Origin of the sequence: Halogeometricum limi, assembly GCF_900115785.1 — an archaeon.
Classification (GTDB): Archaea; Halobacteriota; Halobacteria; order Halobacteriales; family Haloferacaceae; genus Halogeometricum; species Halogeometricum limi.
Window position 1 is genome coordinate 68,674 of the sequence record NZ_FOYS01000002.1, and the last position, 16,477, is coordinate 85,150.

Consider the following 16,477-nt stretch of genomic DNA (forward strand, 5'->3'; position numbering starts at 1 on the left):
TATGACCGCACCAAACCGAAACGTCCTCTGGGCTCGCACCGTCGTCGACGAACTGGCCGACGCCGGCGTCGACGCCGTCTGCATCACGCCCGGAAGCCGTTCGACACCCCTGACCGAAGCGTTCGACAGACACGACGACGTCCACGTGTTCTCGCACTTAGACGAGCGTTCGTCGGCGTTCTTCGCCCTCGGCCGCGCCCGTCGGACGGGCGACGTGACACCGCTCGTCTGTACCTCGGGCACCGCCGTCGCGAACTTCCACCCCGCGGTCATCGAGGCGTCGCAGTCGCGCGTCCCGATGCTCCTCCTCACCGCGGACCGCCCGCCGGAACTCAGAGATTCGGGGGCCAACCAGACCATCGACCAAGCGAAACTGTTCGGCGACTCGGTCCGGTGGTACAAGGACGTGGCCGAACCGGAGGCGACGCCGCGGAAACTCCGCTCGCTCCGAACCACGGCCGCACGCGGACTCGCGAAGGCGACGGGAACGCCCGCCGGACCGGTCCACCTGAACTTCCCGTTCAGAAAGCCGCTCGAACCGGTCGAGGTGGCGGGCGACGTACCGGACGACCTGCCAGAACTCGCCGCGTCGGGCCGCGACGGCGCGTTCGTCCGGACGACGGCGGGCGTGCCCGAACTCGACGACGACACGCTCCGCGAGGTGGCCGAGCGACTGTCGAAGCCCCGAGGACTCGTCGTCGCCGGCCCCGCGGACGCTCCCGGCGTCGAACGCGAGGCGCTCGCGGCGTTCGCGCACGCGACCGGATTCCCCGTCCTCGCGGACCCGCTCTCCGGCGTTCGCTTCGGCGGGCACGTCCGCGTCGCGCCCGTCGTCGGCGGCTACGACGACTTCCTCGACGAGTCGGTCACCGCGTCGTGGCCCGACCCGGACGTGGTGTTCCGCTTCGGCGCGTCGCCCACGTCGAAACCGCTCCGCAAGTACCTCGCCCGCGTCGACGCCGAGCAACTCGTCGTCGACCCCGCCGCGGGGTGGCGCGAGGCCGAGTTCACGGCCACCGACCTCGTCGTCGCCGACCCGTCGCGACTGATGGGCCGCCTCTCTCGTCTCCTCGCCGGGCCGGGGAGTCCGGACTGGCGGCGGCGCTGGGAGGACGCCGACGCGACGCACGAATCCGTCGTGAGTGATTTCGCGACCGACGCCGACACCGCCGGGTTCGAGGGTCGCATCCTCGCCGACGTGTTCGAACTCGCCCCCGACCCGGCGACGGTGTTCGTATCGAACTCCATGCCCGTCCGCGACGCCGACCGGTTCGCCGCGCCGACGACGAAGAATCTGACCGTCCTCGGCAACCGCGGTGCCTCGGGCATCGACGGTATCACGTCGACGGCGCTCGGCGCGGGGTCGGCGACGACGGACGACCTGACGCTCGTCACCGGCGACATCGCGTACTACCACGACATGAACGGCCTCCTCGCTATCGGTCGTTCGGACGTGGACGCCACCGTGGTCGTCGTCAACAACGACGGCGGCGGCATCTTCCACATGCTCCCCATCGAGCGGTTCGACCCGCCCTTCACCGCCCAGTTCAAGACGCCGCACGGCCTCGACTTCGAACCGAGCGCCGACCTCTACGGCCTCTCGTTCGCCCGCGTCGCCGGCGACGACAGAGACGGATTCCGCGAGGCGTACGAGACGGCGACGAAGGAGGACGGGTCGCACGTGATAGAAGTCGTCACCGACGCCGAGGAGAGTCACCGCCTCCGCGACGAGATTCGCGCCCGAATCGTCGGCGAACTCACAGAGTGAACAGTACATTTTTCTAATCGGTTCGGCGAAGAACGGGTGTATCCTCCGCCTCCGCCCTCCGTGCGGGTGCCCGCGTGGCGCTCTCTCGCCCCGGCGCACTCGCCGTCGAAGACGCCCGGATGCGGATGACACTCGACACCGACCGCGGCGTCGTCGCCGGTGGTTCCGGGCACGTCAGGGCGACGCGGACGAACGAGTCCGGCGCGGTGACGAGTCGCTGGGAGACCGAGTTCCGGTACGAGGTGCGCGTCGACGTGGCCGTCGACCGACCGGACTCGCTCGGAGCACCGTCGGTGTCCGAGTGGGCGTGGCGCGTCCTCGCGTACTGAGTCCGGGACCCAGTGTTTTTCACGCCGCCCGCCGACGTGACGTACATGTCACGAGGTGCCACCGACTCCGAGACGGAGGCGAGGCAGGTCCGTCCCCGCGAGGATAACGACGAACTCGGCCGCTGGCTCGAAGACCTGTTCGACGGGACGGCGGAGGCGACGGTGTTGGGGCTTCCCGCCCTCGTCGTCGCCGCGTTCTCCGGCGACTTCGTCGCCTCCTCGGCCGCCCTCGGTGCGGCCGTCGCCCTCTCCGTCGGCGTCGCCGCGTACCGAAACGGCCGCCTCTCCCTCGGGCCGGAGTGGCCCCCGTTCTCGGTGTTCTACGCCGCCGTCCGAACGCTCTGGTACAACGTCGTCTACCTCGTCGCCGTCTTCGGAACCGTCGGCGCGGGCGTGTTCTCGCCGACGCCGCCCGACCTCGCGGCGGCCATCGTCGCGGGGTTCGTCGTCGGCACCGCGGGCCTCCTCGCGTTCCCGTTCGTCGCCAACGGCGTCGAGTCCGCGCGACGACTCTGACCGGTCGAACGGTTTTCCCCCGCTCTCGTCCTCCGCGTCTCGCGGGCGACGGGTTCCGCGGCCCGTCCCCGCGCGGTAAGCGAATCTTTTTGCGCGCACCGGCCGCCTCGTCGGTATGGTCTCGGACATCTTCGACCCCGAACGGTGGGAACCCGTCGCCGGTTCCGACGAGTTCGACGACATCACCTACCACCGGGCGGTGGACGTCCCGGCGGTCCGCATCGCCTTCGACCGACCCGAGAAACGGAACGCGTTCCGCCCCGGTACGGTCGACGAACTGTACGCCGCCCTCGACCACGCCCGCAAACAGGCCGACGTGGGCTGTGTCCTCCTCACCGGCAACGGCCCCTCCGAGAAGGACGGCGGGTGGGCGTTCTGCGCCGGCGGCGACCAGTCCGTCCGCGGCGGGTCGGGCTACGAGTACCGCGACGACGACGCGGCCGACGAGGGCGACGACCCACTCGTCCGCGAGGCGAAGGCGGGGCGACTCCACATCCTCGAAGTCCAGCGACTCATCCGGTTCATGCCCAAACCCGTCGTCGCCGTCGTCCCCGGATGGGCCGTCGGCGGCGGCCACTCCCTGCACGTCGTCTGCGACCTGACGCTCGCCTCCGAGGAACACGCGAAGTTCCTCCAGACGGACCCCGACGTGGCCTCGTTCGACGGCGGGTTCGGCTCCGCCTACCTCGCGAAACAGGTCGGCCAGAAGAAGGCCAGAGAGGTGTTCTTCCGCGGGAAGACGTACTCCGCCGAGGAGGCCGTCGACATGGGGATGGCGAACGAGGCGATTCCGCACGAGGAGTTAGAGGACGTGGCCTTGGAGTGGGCCGACGAGATGACGAAGAAGTCGCCGATGGCGATGCGGATGCTCAAGTACGCGTTCAACATGACCGACGACGGCCTCGTCGGACAACAGGTGTTCGCGGGCGAGGCGACGCGTCTCGGCTACATGACCGAGGAGGCTCAAGAGGGGAGAGACGCGTTCTTGGAGAAGCGCGACCCCGAATTTAGAGAGTATCCCTGGTTCTACTAACCCACCTTTTTCCAGGGGGTCCTCGGCGACGGCTTCGCCGTCGCCTCGAACCCCCGCAAAAACCTGGAGGGAAAAAAGCCGCGCCTCGCTCACGTCGTTCGCTCGCGCGGGACAGTAAGCTTGAAGCACTCGTGAGCGGACTCCCTATTCGGCGTTCATTTTAGGGTCGCCGAAAAGTCGGAACAGCTTTATGACTTTAGGCTGGCCTAAAAATATGGCTGGAGAGGATGCAGCACCCGACGCACCGACTCGACGCGACTATCTGAAGTACGGCGGTGCAGTGCTCGGCGGAGCGCTGTTGGCGGGATGCACCGGCAGTTCGACCGACGACGAGTCCGGAGCGACCACCGACGCCGCGACGTCGACGCCCGAGGCGACTGCGACCGAAGCGACTGCGACCGAGACGACCGAAACGGACACCTCGTACTCGGTGTCGATGGCGCCGGTCGGCGAGGTCACCTTCGAGTCGGTCCCCGACTCGTGGGTCGCGTACGACGGCGGCTACGCCGACATGGGTGTCGCTCTCGGCGTCGGCGACGGGATGACCGGCATCGGGAGCGCAGACCGGTACTACACGTACGTCTACGACGAACTGCCGGGCGTGAGCGTCGACCGCGAGAAACTCGAAGCGAACCAACTGTCGGACGCCGACATGTCCAAAGAGGCGTTCTACGAGTTGAACAACGACGTCCATCTGATGGACCCGAAGATGCTCGTCAACTGGTTCGGGTGGGAACCACAGGACGTCGACGAGATTACGGAGCAGGTCGCGCCGTTCGTGGGCAACCTCGTCTTCCGGCGCGAAGACGAGTGGCACGACTACCGCTACTACACGCTGTACGAGGCGTTCGAGAAGGTCGCACGCGTCTTTCAGGAGACGGAGCGCTACGAGGCGTTCGAGTCGCTTCACGACGAGTTCATCGCCGATATCCAGAGCCGTCTGCCGCCGGCGGACGAACGACCCAACGTCCTCTTGGTGTACGCGGGGAGCGACGAACCCGAGAAGTTCTCGCCGTACCGCCTCAACGACAAGGGGACGAGCAAGAAGCAGTGGCGCGACCTCGGCGTGAGCGACGCGCTCGCCGGGACCGGCGTCGAGGGTCTCAGCACCACCGACCGCGGGAAGATAGACTACGAGACGATGCTGGAGATAGACCCCGACGTCATCCTCCTGCGCGCGCACGAGCGCAAGTCGGCGACCGAGTTCCGTGACACCGTCCTCGAATTCATGCGCTCGCACCCCGTCGCGAGCGAACTGACGGCGGTACAGAACGGACGCGTCTACCGCGGCGGCTACCTGTACCAGGGGCCGATTCAGAACCTCTTCTTGACCGAACGCGGCGCGCAACAACTGTTCCCCGAGGAGTTCGGCGACGTGACGAGCGACACTCAGTTGTTCGACCGACAGCGAGTCGCCGACATCGTCGCGGGAGACGTCTGAGAATGGGCGCCGACGAACACGCGGAGACGGACGCAGAGCGCGCGGAGGACGCGACGTCGGAGGCGGACGCGGCGTTCGACCACGACGTGGTCGTCGTCGGTGGCGGTCCGACGGGGTGTTCGCTGGGCGTCTTCACCGGTCGGTACGGACTCGACACCGTCGTCTTCGACCGGGGTCGCTCGTCGCTCCGGCAGTGTGCGTATCTGGAGAACTACCTCGGATTCCCGGGCGGAATCGACGTGGACACCCTGTACGGCCTCATGCACGACCACGCCGAAGCGGCCGGGTGCGACGTCGTCTCCGAACACGTCGCCGAAGTCAGACGCGACGGGACGGGATACGCCGTCACTACGAGCGACGGCCGGACGGCCACGGCCAGGCGAGTCGTCGCGGCAGCCCGGTACGGCGGAGACTGTCTCGAACCGCTGGGCGACGAGTCGATGTTCGTCACTCAGGAACGCGACGGCGAGACTCGCAAACGATTCGACCGGGAGTACCCCGACGACGACGGACGGACGCCGTTCGACGGACTGTACGTCGCCGCGCCGGTGCCCGGTGCGAACGTGCAGGCGATACGCTCGGCCGGTCACGGCGCACGCGTCGCCCGGACGGTCATCGCGGACGTCCGCCGTGAACAGGGCTACCCCGAACCGCTCGCGGCGCACTGGGACTGGATGCGACGGGACGCGGAACTCGCGGGCGACGACCCCGACAGAGACGACTGGCGCGAGTGGTTCGACGACCGAGTGCCGGAGGACTGCGACGTCGACGAGGCGCGTCTACGCGAACTTCGCGAGGCGGACATCGACCGCCGACTCTCGACGTATCTCTCCGAGGAGGACGTCGAGGAGCGAACGCGGGACGCCCACGAGCGACTGGCCGAACACCTCGAGGCGGGCGACGACGGCGAGGGACGAAGCGTCGAGCAGTCGCCCGGTCGCTGAGTCGAACTCGGCGGGTTCGATAGGAACTTACTCACTTCTCGCGCCCTCGAACTCACACAATGAGTACGCAGGACATCTCGCGGACGAAGGCGTGGCTGATGGCCGCGCGGCCGCAGACGCTGCCCGCCGCCGCCGCGCCCATCCTCGTCGGCGTCGGCTTGGCGCTCCACGACGGCGTGTTCGCCGCTCTGCCCGCCCTCGCCGCGTTCGTCGGCGCGGCGCTCATCCAGGTCGGGACGAACTTCGCGAACGACTACTACGACGCCGTGCAGGGCGCGGACACGGAAGATAGAGAAGGGTTCACCCGCGTCACCGCCGGCGGCCTCATCGACCCCGCCGAAGTCAAGCGTGCCATGTATCTCACGTTCGCCGCCGCCGTTCTCTCGGGAACCTACCTCGTCTACGTCGGCGGCGTCCCCATCCTCGTCGTCGGTCTCCTGTCGGTCGTCTCCGGAATCGCCTACACCGGCGGCCCGTACCCGCTGGGCTATCACGGCCTCGGCGACGTGTTCGTTTTCCTCTTCTTCGGCGTCGTCGCCGTCACCGGGACGTACTACGTGCAAGCGGCGTCCGTCCTCGCCGCCCCGCTCACCGTCGGAATCCCGGCGGGCACGCTCCCGTTCGACGCGTTCGTCGCGTCGCTGGCCGTCGCCGCCATCTCGACGAACATCCTCGTCGTGAACAACGTCCGCGACAAAGAGGAGGACGCGACGACGGGCAAGCGGACGCTCGCCGTCCGATTCGGCTACGCGTTCTCGCGAATCGAGTACGCCGCGATGCTCGCTCTCGCGTACCTCGTCCCCGTCTGGTTCCTCGCGCGCGAGGGGTTCGGCGTCGCCGTCCTCCTCCCCCTCGTGACGCTCCCGTACGCGCTCTCTATCGCGCGAACGGTGTTCACCGAGACGGGCGGGGGGGCGCTGAACCCCGCGCTCGAACGCACCGGAAAACTGCTCGCGATGCACGCCGTCCTGTTCGGGTTCGGTCTCGCGTTCGGCGGCTTCTTCTGAACCATGCGCTTCGAACCGTTCTCCGTCTCGCTGTCGGAGTCGCTCGATACCGCACGCGGTCCCATCGATAGCCGCGAGGGCTTTCTCGTCCGCGTCGGCGACGGCGACGCCACCGGACTCGGCGAGGCGACGCCGCTTCCGGGGTGGACCGAGTCGCTGGACGACTGCCGAGACGCCCTCGAACGCGGCGACCCGGACGACGCGACGCCCGCCGCGCGACACGGCGTCTCGCTGGCCCGCGCCGACGCCCGCGCGCGAGAGACGGGCGTCCGACTCTGCGACGAACTCGCCGCCGAGGGGTTCGAAAGCGACCACGCGGCCGACGCCGTCCCCGTGAACGCCACCGTCGGCGACGGGTCCGTCGAGCAGACGGAGGAGGCCGTCCGAGACGCCGTCGACGCCGGGTTCGGGACGGTGAAGCTGAAAGTCGGGGCGCAGGACCCCGAGACGGACCAGAGACGGCTTCGCGCGGCGAGAGCCGTCGCTCCCGACGCGGAACTCCGCGCGGACGCGAACGGCGCGTGGACCCGCGAGACGGCCGAAGTGATGCTCGACGTCGCGGCCGAACTCGACGTCGCGTACGTCGAACAACCGCTCCCGGCGGACGACCTGTCGGGCCACGCCGCCCTCTGCGGCCGCGGCGTCGACGTCGCACTCGACGAGACGCTCGCTTCGCACGGCGTCGGCGAGGTACTCGACGCGGACGCGGCGGACGTCCTCGTACTCAAGCCGATGGCGCTCGGCGGCCCCGACCGGACGCTCGCGGCGGCGAGGCGGGCCCGAGCGTCGGGCGTCGACGCCGTCGTCACCACGACGATAGACGCCGTCGTCGCCAGACTGGGCGCACTCCACGTCGCCGCCGTGATTCCCGACGTACCGGCGTGCGGCCTCGCGACGGGGTCGATGCTCGCAGCGGACCTCGCGGACGACCCGGCACCCGTCGCCTCGGGGGCGATGCGCGTCCCCGACGGGCCGGGACTCGCGGGCGACGCGCTTGACCCGCTATACTTCTGAGACCCGAACCTCTCGCCCGCGTGGACGACCGTGAACTTTTGTCCCCGCACTCCGTCGTCCACGCTATGACCGAAGAAACTGAAAACTCGGTGTCCGTGTCCGAAGCGTCGGGCGTGGTGACGGTGACGCTCGACCGACCGGACGTCCGGAACGCGTTGACGTCGGACCTGACGGCGGGCGTTCGCGACGCCCTCGACTCGCTCTCCGCGGACACGCGTTGCGTCGTCCTCGAAGGCGCGGGCGGGGCCTTCTGCGCCGGCGGCGACGTGAACGCGATGTTGCAACTCCGCGCGGACGAGTGGACGACGGACCAGGCCGTTCGGCACGTCATCAACGACACCGCCGACGTCGTCAAACGCGTCTACGACTGCGAGTACCCCACCGTCGCGAAGATAGACGGCCCGGCCATCGGCGCGGGCGGCGCACTCGCTCTCGCCTGCGACCTGCGGGTGTTCTCCGACGACGGCCGCATCGGCTTCGGCTTCGAGCAACTCGGTCTGGCCGTCGACTCCGGCGTCTCCTACCTCCTGCCGCGCGAAGTCGGCGCGGGCGTGGCGAAGGAACTCGTCTACACGGGGGAAGTGCTCGGCCCGGACCGGGCGGCGGAACTCGGCCTCGCGAACCGCGTCTTCGGGACGGAGGGAGGCGACGACTTCGAGACCGAGTTCGAGTCGTTCGTGTCCGACATCGCCTCGGGGCCGACGGCCGCCCTCCGAACCTCGAAGCGACTGCTCCGGCGCGGGTTCGAGGTGTCGTTAGATACCGCTATCGAGCACGAGGCGGCCGCGCAGGGCGCGTTGTTCGAGACGGCGGACCACGAGGAGGGCGTCGACGCGTTCTTGGAGCGTCGTGACCCCGAGTTCGGCGGGCGCTAACGGCGAGTCCGTCCGGCGTGCGCGTCGGCGTCGTGCGAGGAAGACGCGCCGCGAACGGTGGCTACTTTGCGGGTCCCCGTGTCGGCCACGGTATGAGTTCGGAGCTTTCCGTCACGGTGTGGAACGAGTATCGACACGAACGCGACAGCGACGAGGTGGCCGAGGTGTACCCCGAGGGCATCCACGCGGTCATCGCCGAGGGCCTCGAAGAACGCGGGTTCGACACCCGGACGGCGACGCTGGACGACCCCGAACACGGCCTGACCGAGGGCGTCCTCGCCGACACCGACGTGCTGACGTGGTGGGGGCACCGCGCGCACGACGAGGTGTCCGACCACATCGTCGAACGCGTCGTCGAACGCGTCCGCGAGGGGATGGGACTGCTGGTCCTCCACTCGGCGCACTACTCGAAGCCGTTCAAGTCGCTCATGGGCACGTCGTGTTCGCTGAAGTGGCGCGAGGCCGACGAGAGAGAGCGTCTCTGGGTCGTCGAACCCGGACACCCCATCGCCGCCGGCGTGGACGAACACATCGAGATTCCGCGGGCGGAGATGTACGGCGAACGGTTCGACGTGCCCGCGCCCGACGACCTCGTTTTCACCAGTTGGTTCGAGGGCGGCGAGGTGTTCCGCTCGGGGTGTTGTTACACCCGCGGGTCGGGAAAGATATTCTACTTCCGACCGGGGCACGAGACGTACCCCATCTACTACCGCGACGACGTCTGCGACGTCCTCGCGAACGCCGTCGAGTGGGCCGCCCCCGCCGGCGGACCGGAACCGTTCTTCGGGAACGCCGACCCACTCGAAGAACTCGACGACTGAATCGGTCTCTCGGACGCTCTCTCGGTGCTGGGGCCGCCGACACCGCAACCGTCGACGTGCCGCGACCGCCGGTCAACCTAAACCGCCGGCGTCCTACGAGACGACTATGGCAGACCCGACCGCGGGACAGCGCCGTCTCATATTCGGCCTGTTCGTCTTCGCGTTCCTCGTCTTCGTCGGTGGTATCGTCGTCGTCGCGTTCCTCTCGGGAGTCATCTGACCGTCGACGCGCGGGCGTCGCCGCGGATGAACGAGTACGACCGAGTGTTCAGGTGTCGTCCGGGCGGTGCGTGACGCCGTCCTGTTCGTCCGCGCGCTTCCGTCGGAGAGCGGCGGCGGCGTTGGAGGCGTCGTAGCCGAAGAACACGTTCTCGGCGTACGCCTCCGCGACTTCCGTCGCGTGGATGAGGTCGTCGAGTTCCATCTCGGCGTCGACGGCGTACAGTTCGATTGCGAACGGCGTGTCGAGCGGCTCTAAGAGCGACTGGAACCCCTTCGCGATGGTTTCGAGCCAGTACGTCGTTCCGTAGTGGACGTCGTACAGTGGGACCACGAACTCGTCGACGTACCGTGAGAGGGCGTCGATGTCGAGGCCCGCGCGACGGTAGAGATGTCCCGGATACGGGTCGGGGTAGAGCGTCAGGTACGTCGTCCCCGGAATCTTCTCGGCCGCCTCGGCGACGAACTCGGTTATCACCTCGGCGCGCCACTCGAACCAGTCGTCTTCGTCGCCGTCTCTGTCGTTCTCGTCGGCCCACGCCGCGAACAGTCGGTCACAGCGGTCACACCGGCAGTACCCCTCGCGGGGAAAGCCCACGTCGTCCAGTCGGACGGCGTCGTTCGCGGCGGCGCAGTCCTCGACTATCTCGAGGAGTCCGGCGCGGTACTCCTCGTTCGTCGGGCAGATGTACGCCCAGTCGAAGTAACGTTGGTCGCGCGTCGCGAGGGTGCCCTCGTCGTCGACGGGGACGAGTTCGGGGTTCGAGTTCGCGGCGGCGGTGTCGCCGAAGCACGACACCATGTTCACCGCGTCCGGGAGCGGTTCGGCCGCCCGGCCGGTGACGTCTTTGACCTCGTAGAACGCTCTGTCGAAGTCCGGCCACTCCACCTCGTCGGGGTTGCGCGTGACGACGCCGTACATACTCGAAACAGTCTCGGGAGCGTCATGAGTCGTTCGTTCGACGTCGGTCAACGTCGGTGAGCGCCGCGTCCCGGCGTCGTCACTCGTGGACGCGACGACCAAAGAACGGAGGATGCGTTCGTCGGGCGGTTCGTCGGTCGCGGCTTACTCTTCGACTTCCACTTCGACGGGTTCGCTCCCGCCGGAGACGAGGACGTAGACGACGGCTACCAGTGCGAGCGCGAAGAGCAGTTTGGCTTTTCCGGACATACGCTACCGTACGGCGGTTCGGTACAAAGTGATTTCCCCTCGTCCGAACGGGTGCGAGGTGGTCGCCGATTCGTGGAGACGAGACGGACTCGCGGTCAGTTCACGTCGAGGTTGGTCGCGACTTCGTCCTCCCGGACGATTTCGCCGCAGTAGCCGCAGCGCAGGCCGTCCGAGAGCACCTCGAACCGGGAGGCGACCGGTTCGTCGGCGTTCGTGATGCAGTTGCGGTTCGGACAGGAGACGACGCCGGTCACCTCCTCGGGGCGTTCGACGCGCTTCTTGTCGACGACTTCGTACTCGCGGACGATGTTGATGGTCGCCTCTGGAGAGATGACCGAGAGCACGTCGACTTCGGACTGGCTCAACTCCCGTCCCTCGACCTTGACGATGTCCTTGCGAGCGAGGCGGTCCGAGGGGATGTTCATGCCGATGGACACGCTCTCGCCGCCGGACCCGTCGATACCGAGGATAGCGAGGACGTTCAGCGCCTGTCCCGCCGTGAGGTGGTCGATGACGGTGCCGTCGCGAATCTTCGAGACGCGGAGTTCCTTCTCACCCATCAGTCGTCACCTCCGATGAGCATATCCAGAAGCGCCATTCGAACCGGGACGGCGTTGTGCGCTTGCTCGAAGTACTTCGCGTGCCGTGTGTCGTCCACGTCGGGGGCGATTTCGTCGACGCGCGGCAGGGGGTGCATCACGGTCAGCGAGTCCTTCGCGACCGAGAGGTCGTCGGCGTCTATCTGGTACTGCCCGGCGACCTTCCGGTACTCGTTCTCGTCGGGGAACCGTTCGCGCTGGATGCGCGTGACGTAGAGGACGTCGAGTTCCGAGAGCACCTCGTCTAACGCGGTGTGTTCTCGCACCTGTGCGCCCGCGGCGTGCAGGTCGTAGCGGACGCTCCGGGGCAGTTGCAGGCTCTCGGGGCTGATGAAGTGCTGTCGCGCGTCGAAGTTGGTGAGCGCTTCGGCCAGCGAGTGGACGGTTCGGCCGTACTTCAGGTCGCCCATGATTCCGATGGTGAGGTCGTCCAGTCCGGCGTTCTCGCGGATGGTGTAGAGGTCGAGGAGCGTCTGCGTGGGGTGTTGGCCCGCGCCGTCGCCCGCGTTGATGACGGGCACGTCGACGAACTCGGAAGCCATCTTCGCCGCGCCTTCGAGCGGGTGCCGGAGGACGATGGCGTCCGCGTACCCCTCGACGACGCGGACGGTGTCGGCCAGACTCTCGCCTTTCTTCACCGACGTGGAGTCGACCGGTCCCATGTCGACGGTTCTGCCGCCCAACCGCTTCATGGCGGTGTCGAAGCTCATCCGCGTGCGGGTACTGGGTTCGAAAAAGCACAGTCCGAGCACCGTCCCGGCGTGTCGCCGCCGCCACGCCTCCCGGTCGGCGTCGATGTCCGCCGCGCGGTCGAGCACCGCCTCGACGTCCGTCCGCGACAGTTGGGCCGCGGAGATGAGGTGGTCCTGACGCATCGTCGGAACAGGTGCGTGGGACCAACTTGAATCACTCGGCTTCGGACCGGCGCGAAAAACAGCACGTTCGTGGACAGTTCCTCCGCGCGCGGTGCGTCGTGCGCGTCGGTCAGCACCCGGTCATTCGGCGGCGGTCCGACCGACCGCTGAGGTAACTGTCGTCGACGTAGTCGAAGATGTAGTCCACCGTCCGCGGGTCGTACGTCCAGAAGCCGTAGAACCGTCTCGGCTCGCGTTCCTCCGCCACCAGCGCGCACTTCGCGTCGTCGTCGCCGCCGCCGTCGTACGCGACGAACCACACGTCGCGTATCTCGCGGGACCGGTCGGGGTACACCTCGAACGTCCCGTCGTGGTCCGAGAGTTCCGCGTCGGGGAACGCGATAGCGGTCACGTCCAGTTCCGGCTTCGTCCCCAACTGCTCGTACGTCCCGAGTTGCTTCTCCAGCGTCGAGTAGTGCTGAAAGCCGGCGTACAGCGTTCCCTCACCCGCACGCCAGGCTCTGTCCTCTATCTCCCGCGACGCCGACAGCATCCGCGAGGGGTCGAACGACGTGAACATCGTCTCGTCCAGTCTGTCCAGTATCGGTTTGTACGGGTTCGACGTGAACTCGGGTTGTCTCGGGTGGCCGCCGTCCGGGAGCACCTCCGAGAGCGACGTCGCCGTGAGCACTCTGTCGCCCTCCGAGAGGACGGCGTACTCGGGGGGGCCGTCCGCCGTGGACGCCGTGGTGACGGTGACGTTGCGGTCCGCGAATCGCTCCGTGACCGATTCGACCGTCGCGTCGTCCGCGTTGTGGACGATGAGTGTCTTCTCGCTGTCTTCGACGCCCGTGATGAGTTCAGTGAGTGACATGGCCGCAATTTAGTGGTATAGCATATAATTCTTTCCTGAGTATAGCGTAAAGAACTCTCTCGGCGTCGAAGCTCCGTCGCAGACGGTGCGAAAACGGTCGGCCGACGGCCGTTCAGGGCCAGTTGCCGTTGTCGGTGTACGCGTCGACGACGCGTTGGAGTGCGACGACGTAGGCGGCGGTTCTGAAGTTCGGCAGGTCGTGCGACTCGTACGCGTCGGTGAGGGTGTCGAACGCCTCCGTGATGACGCGTTCGAGTTCGTCGTTGACGCGTTCTTCGGTCCAGTAGAACCGCTGGCGGTTCTGAACCCACTCGAAGTAGGAGACGGTGACGCCGCCGGCGTTCGCGAGGATATCCGGCAGGACGTAGACGTCGCGTTCCGTCAGGACGTCGTCCGCGTCGGGCGTGAGCGGTCCGTTCGCCGCCTCGACCACCACGTCCGCTCGTACGTCTTCGGCGAGGTCGCCGTCGATGGCGTTCTCCAACGCCGCGGGGATGAGGAGGTCGACGTCGAGCGTCAGCAGTTCCTCGTTCGACAGTTCCTCTGCGGCGTCCTCGTAGCCCGTGACGGACCCGGTGTCGCGTTTGAACTCCTTGACCGCCACCGCGTCCAGACCGCTCTCGTCGTACACCGCACCGCTGGAGTCGGAGACGGCGACGACGTCCGCGCCGATGTCCTCGAGCAGTCTCGCCGCGACGGACCCCGCGTTGCCGTAACCCTGAACGGCGACGGTGGCACCTTCTATCTCCTTGTCGAGGTAGTCGAACGCCTCGCGGGCGGTGAGCATCGTCGACCGACCCGTCGCCTCGACGCGGCCCTCGCTTCCCCCGGAGGAGATGGCCTTCCCCGTCACGACGCCGGGTGCCGTCGTGTGTTCGAGTTTCTCGTAGGTGTCCTTTATCCAGTTCATCTCCCGCTGACCGGTGTTCACGTCGGGCGCGGGGATGTCTCGGTCCTCGCCGATGAGAGGGCGGAGTTCCTTTGCGAACGACCGCGTGACGCGTTCGAGTTCCGCGGCGGAGTGCTCCTTGGGGTCGATGACGATACCGCCTTTCCCGCCGCCGTAGGGGATGTCGACCACGGCGCACTTGTACACCATCCACCCCGAGAGCGCCTTCACCTCGTCGCGCGAGACGTTCGGGTGGTAGCGAATCCCGCCCTTGTACGGGCCGCGGTCACCGTTGAACTGCGACCGAAACGCCTCGAACCGTCGTCTGGACCCGTCGTCCATGTCGACCGAGAGGTTCAGTTCGAGCACTCGCTCGGGATGTTTCAACCGCTCTAAGATGTCGTCGTCGACGTCGAGGTACGCCGCGGCGTCGTCTATCTGCTCTTGTAAACTCTCGAACGGATTCGCCTCCTCGCTCATGGCTACTGTACCACCCGGAGACACGTTAAGTCTGCCGGGAATAATATCATTCAATGATGATAATACGCTCTAGAGAAGGGGTCGCAGTCTGCCGAATCGACTCCGCCGCTCGCCGGTTCAGGGCCAGACGCCGCGTCGTTCGTGCGCCTCGGCGACGCGTTCGAGCGCGACGATGTAGGCGGCGTCGCGCCACCGAACGTCGCGTTCGTCGACCTCTTCGCGGACGGCGTTCCACGCCGAGAGCATCTCCGTCTGCAGTTCCTCGTGGACGCGTTCGAGCGACCACGCGCGGCGGTTGATGTCCTGTAGCCACTCGAAGTAGGAGACGGTGACGCCGCCGGCGTTCGCGAGGATGTCCGGAATCACGGGGACGTCGCGCTTCGCAAGAATCTCGTCGGCGGCGAACGTCGTCGGTCCGTTCGCCCCTTCGACGACGACGTCGGCCTGTATCCGGTGGGCGTTGTCGGCGGTGATGACGTTCCCGATGGCGGCCGGAATCAGCACGTCCACGTCGAGTTCGAGGACCTCCTCGTTGGAGATGGTATGCGGCGCGTCGTACTTCATGACCGCTTCTGGCTCTTCTTTGTGCGTCGGCACGTCGCGCGTGTCGAGTCCGTCGGGGTCGTAGATGGCTCCGTTCACGTCGGAGACGGCGACGACGTTCGCGCCCCAGTCGTCCAGGAGGCGGGCGGCGTTCGCGCCGACGCTCCCGTAGCCTTGGATGGCGACGGTCGTCTCCGAGAGCTCCATGTCGAAGTAGTCCATCGCCTCGCGGGTGATGAGCGCCACCGAGCGACCCGGCGCACCGTCGCGGCCCTCGCTTCCGCCGATGACCGGCGGTTTGCCGGTGACGACGCCCGGCACCGTCTCGCCCTCTTGCATCGAGTAGGCGTCCATGAACCACGACATCGTCTGCGCGTTCGTCCCCATGTCGGGCGCGGGGATGTCGGTGTGGGGGCCGACCACGTCGCGCAGTTCCTGTGCGAAGCGTCGCGTGAGGCGTTCCGTCTCGCCGTCCGAGAGCTGTTTTGGGTCGACGACGACGCCGCCTTTCGCGCCGCCGAACGGGAGGTCCATCACGGCGCACTTCCACGTCATCCACATCGAGAGGCCGATGCACTCCTCGCGGTTGACGTGCGGGTGGAAACGCAGTCCGCCCTTGTACGGACCGCGGACGCTGTCGTGCTGGGCGCGGAACCCGGTGTAGGCTTCGAGCGTGCCGTCGTCGCGACGGAGGGGGACGGTCACCTCGTGGAGTTGCGCAGGGTGTTTCAGTCGCTCGACGATGTTGGGGTCGAGCGACAGTTCGGCCGCGGCGCGGTCGAGTTGGCGTCGTGCCGTCGCCAACGCGGAAGCGGGTTCTGTGTCCGATTCGTGCTCTGTCTCGTCCGTGTGGGCCGCAGTTGGTTTCGAAGACATCTATCTGATGAAGTGCGGCGTCGCCCACGTCGAGCGACCACGCCTTCGGTCCGAGTCCGTTCGCGGAGCCGAGGGGTGGGTCGGCGTGCTGTCCAGCCGAGTGGCGACACCTGCCATCGGAAGGTCGTAATCAGGGGCGTCTAATAAATATTAATGTCCTTATGGTATATTAATACATTGAGTCGGTACGGAAGAGTGTCGTGCGCTCCTTAGTCTCTGCGGGC

16 protein-coding genes are annotated in these 16,477 nt (G+C 67.3%); 10 read left to right on the top strand and 6 right to left on the bottom strand.

What is annotated here, in order from left to right; genetic code table 11:
• Nucleotide 1: 1 nt before the first annotated feature.
• The 10 genes from menD (at nucleotide 2) to BM282_RS05270 (ending at nucleotide 9,748) form a co-directional block, all read left to right on the top strand.
• Complete coding sequence (gene menD / locus BM282_RS05225; protein ID WP_089877578.1) at nucleotides 2–1,768, top strand: 2-succinyl-5-enolpyruvyl-6-hydroxy-3-cyclohexene-1-carboxylic-acid synthase; 1,767 nt, start codon at nucleotides 2–4, stop codon at nucleotides 1,766–1,768.
• Nucleotides 1,769–1,842: 74 nt separating this feature from the next.
• On the top strand, nucleotides 1,843–2,097 hold the full coding sequence (locus BM282_RS05230) for a hypothetical protein (RefSeq protein ID WP_089877581.1): 255 nt from the start codon (nucleotides 1,843–1,845) through the stop codon (nucleotides 2,095–2,097).
• Between the two features lie 45 nt (nucleotides 2,098–2,142).
• The gene (locus BM282_RS05235) at nucleotides 2,143–2,613 is read left to right on the top strand and encodes a hypothetical protein (RefSeq protein WP_245758310.1); all 471 of its coding nucleotides are present in this window, start codon (nucleotides 2,143–2,145) and stop codon (nucleotides 2,611–2,613) included.
• A gap of 115 nt (nucleotides 2,614–2,728) precedes the next feature.
• Nucleotides 2,729–3,646 carry a 1,4-dihydroxy-2-naphthoyl-CoA synthase gene (locus BM282_RS05240; protein ID WP_089877585.1) on the top strand — a complete coding sequence of 306 codons (918 nt, stop codon included), beginning with the start codon at nucleotides 2,729–2,731 and terminating at the stop codon, nucleotides 3,644–3,646.
• A 214-nt stretch (nucleotides 3,647–3,860) separates the two neighbouring features.
• Entirely contained in the window at nucleotides 3,861–5,087 is a 1,227-nt protein-coding gene (locus BM282_RS05245) for an ABC transporter substrate-binding protein (RefSeq protein ID WP_089877588.1), read from the top strand.
• A 2-nt stretch (nucleotides 5,088–5,089) separates the two neighbouring features.
• Entirely contained in the window at nucleotides 5,090–6,031 is a 942-nt protein-coding gene (locus tag BM282_RS05250) for an FAD-dependent monooxygenase (protein ID WP_245758311.1), read from the top strand.
• A gap of 59 nt (nucleotides 6,032–6,090) precedes the next feature.
• Nucleotides 6,091–7,038: a 1,4-dihydroxy-2-naphthoate polyprenyltransferase gene (locus tag BM282_RS05255; protein ID WP_089877591.1), complete on the top strand. Its 948-nt coding sequence runs from the start codon at nucleotides 6,091–6,093 to the stop codon at nucleotides 7,036–7,038.
• Between the two features lie 3 nt (nucleotides 7,039–7,041).
• Entirely contained in the window at nucleotides 7,042–8,052 is a 1,011-nt protein-coding gene (locus BM282_RS05260) for a mandelate racemase/muconate lactonizing enzyme family protein (RefSeq protein ID WP_089877594.1), read from the top strand.
• A gap of 65 nt (nucleotides 8,053–8,117) precedes the next feature.
• Nucleotides 8,118–8,927, top strand: coding sequence for an enoyl-CoA hydratase/isomerase family protein (locus BM282_RS05265; RefSeq protein ID WP_089879409.1), 810 nt, complete (start codon nucleotides 8,118–8,120; stop codon nucleotides 8,925–8,927).
• Nucleotides 8,928–9,019: 92 nt separating this feature from the next.
• Nucleotides 9,020–9,748, top strand: coding sequence for a ThuA domain-containing protein (locus tag BM282_RS05270; protein ID WP_089877597.1), 729 nt, complete (start codon nucleotides 9,020–9,022; stop codon nucleotides 9,746–9,748).
• 268 nt (nucleotides 9,749–10,016) lie between these two features.
• Here BM282_RS05270 and BM282_RS05275 read toward each other — a convergent pair whose 3' ends face one another.
• From BM282_RS05275 to gdhB, 6 genes are all read right to left on the bottom strand, one after another.
• Nucleotides 10,017–10,889: a hypothetical protein gene (locus tag BM282_RS05275; protein WP_089879412.1), complete on the bottom strand. Its 873-nt coding sequence runs from the start codon at nucleotides 10,887–10,889 to the stop codon at nucleotides 10,017–10,019.
• Between the two features lie 344 nt (nucleotides 10,890–11,233).
• Nucleotides 11,234–11,698 carry an aspartate carbamoyltransferase regulatory subunit gene (gene pyrI / locus BM282_RS05280; protein WP_089877598.1) on the bottom strand — a complete coding sequence of 155 codons (465 nt, stop codon included), beginning with the start codon at nucleotides 11,696–11,698 and terminating at the stop codon, nucleotides 11,234–11,236.
• Entirely contained in the window at nucleotides 11,698–12,612 is a 915-nt protein-coding gene (pyrB, locus tag BM282_RS05285) for an aspartate carbamoyltransferase (protein WP_089877601.1), read from the bottom strand. The genes pyrI and pyrB overlap by 1 nt, the downstream gene beginning before the upstream one ends.
• 109 nt (nucleotides 12,613–12,721) lie before the next feature.
• A complete protein-coding gene (locus BM282_RS05290; protein ID WP_089877603.1) occupies nucleotides 12,722–13,465 on the bottom strand; it encodes a DICT sensory domain-containing protein in 744 nt (247 codons plus the stop codon).
• A gap of 112 nt (nucleotides 13,466–13,577) precedes the next feature.
• Nucleotides 13,578–14,834 carry a Glu/Leu/Phe/Val family dehydrogenase gene (locus tag BM282_RS05295; protein ID WP_089877606.1) on the bottom strand — a complete coding sequence of 419 codons (1,257 nt, stop codon included), beginning with the start codon at nucleotides 14,832–14,834 and terminating at the stop codon, nucleotides 13,578–13,580.
• Between the two features lie 117 nt (nucleotides 14,835–14,951).
• On the bottom strand, nucleotides 14,952–16,253 hold the full coding sequence (gdhB, locus tag BM282_RS05300) for a glutamate dehydrogenase GdhB (protein ID WP_089877609.1): 1,302 nt from the start codon (nucleotides 16,251–16,253) through the stop codon (nucleotides 14,952–14,954).
• Between the last annotated feature and the right edge of the window lie 224 nt (nucleotides 16,254–16,477).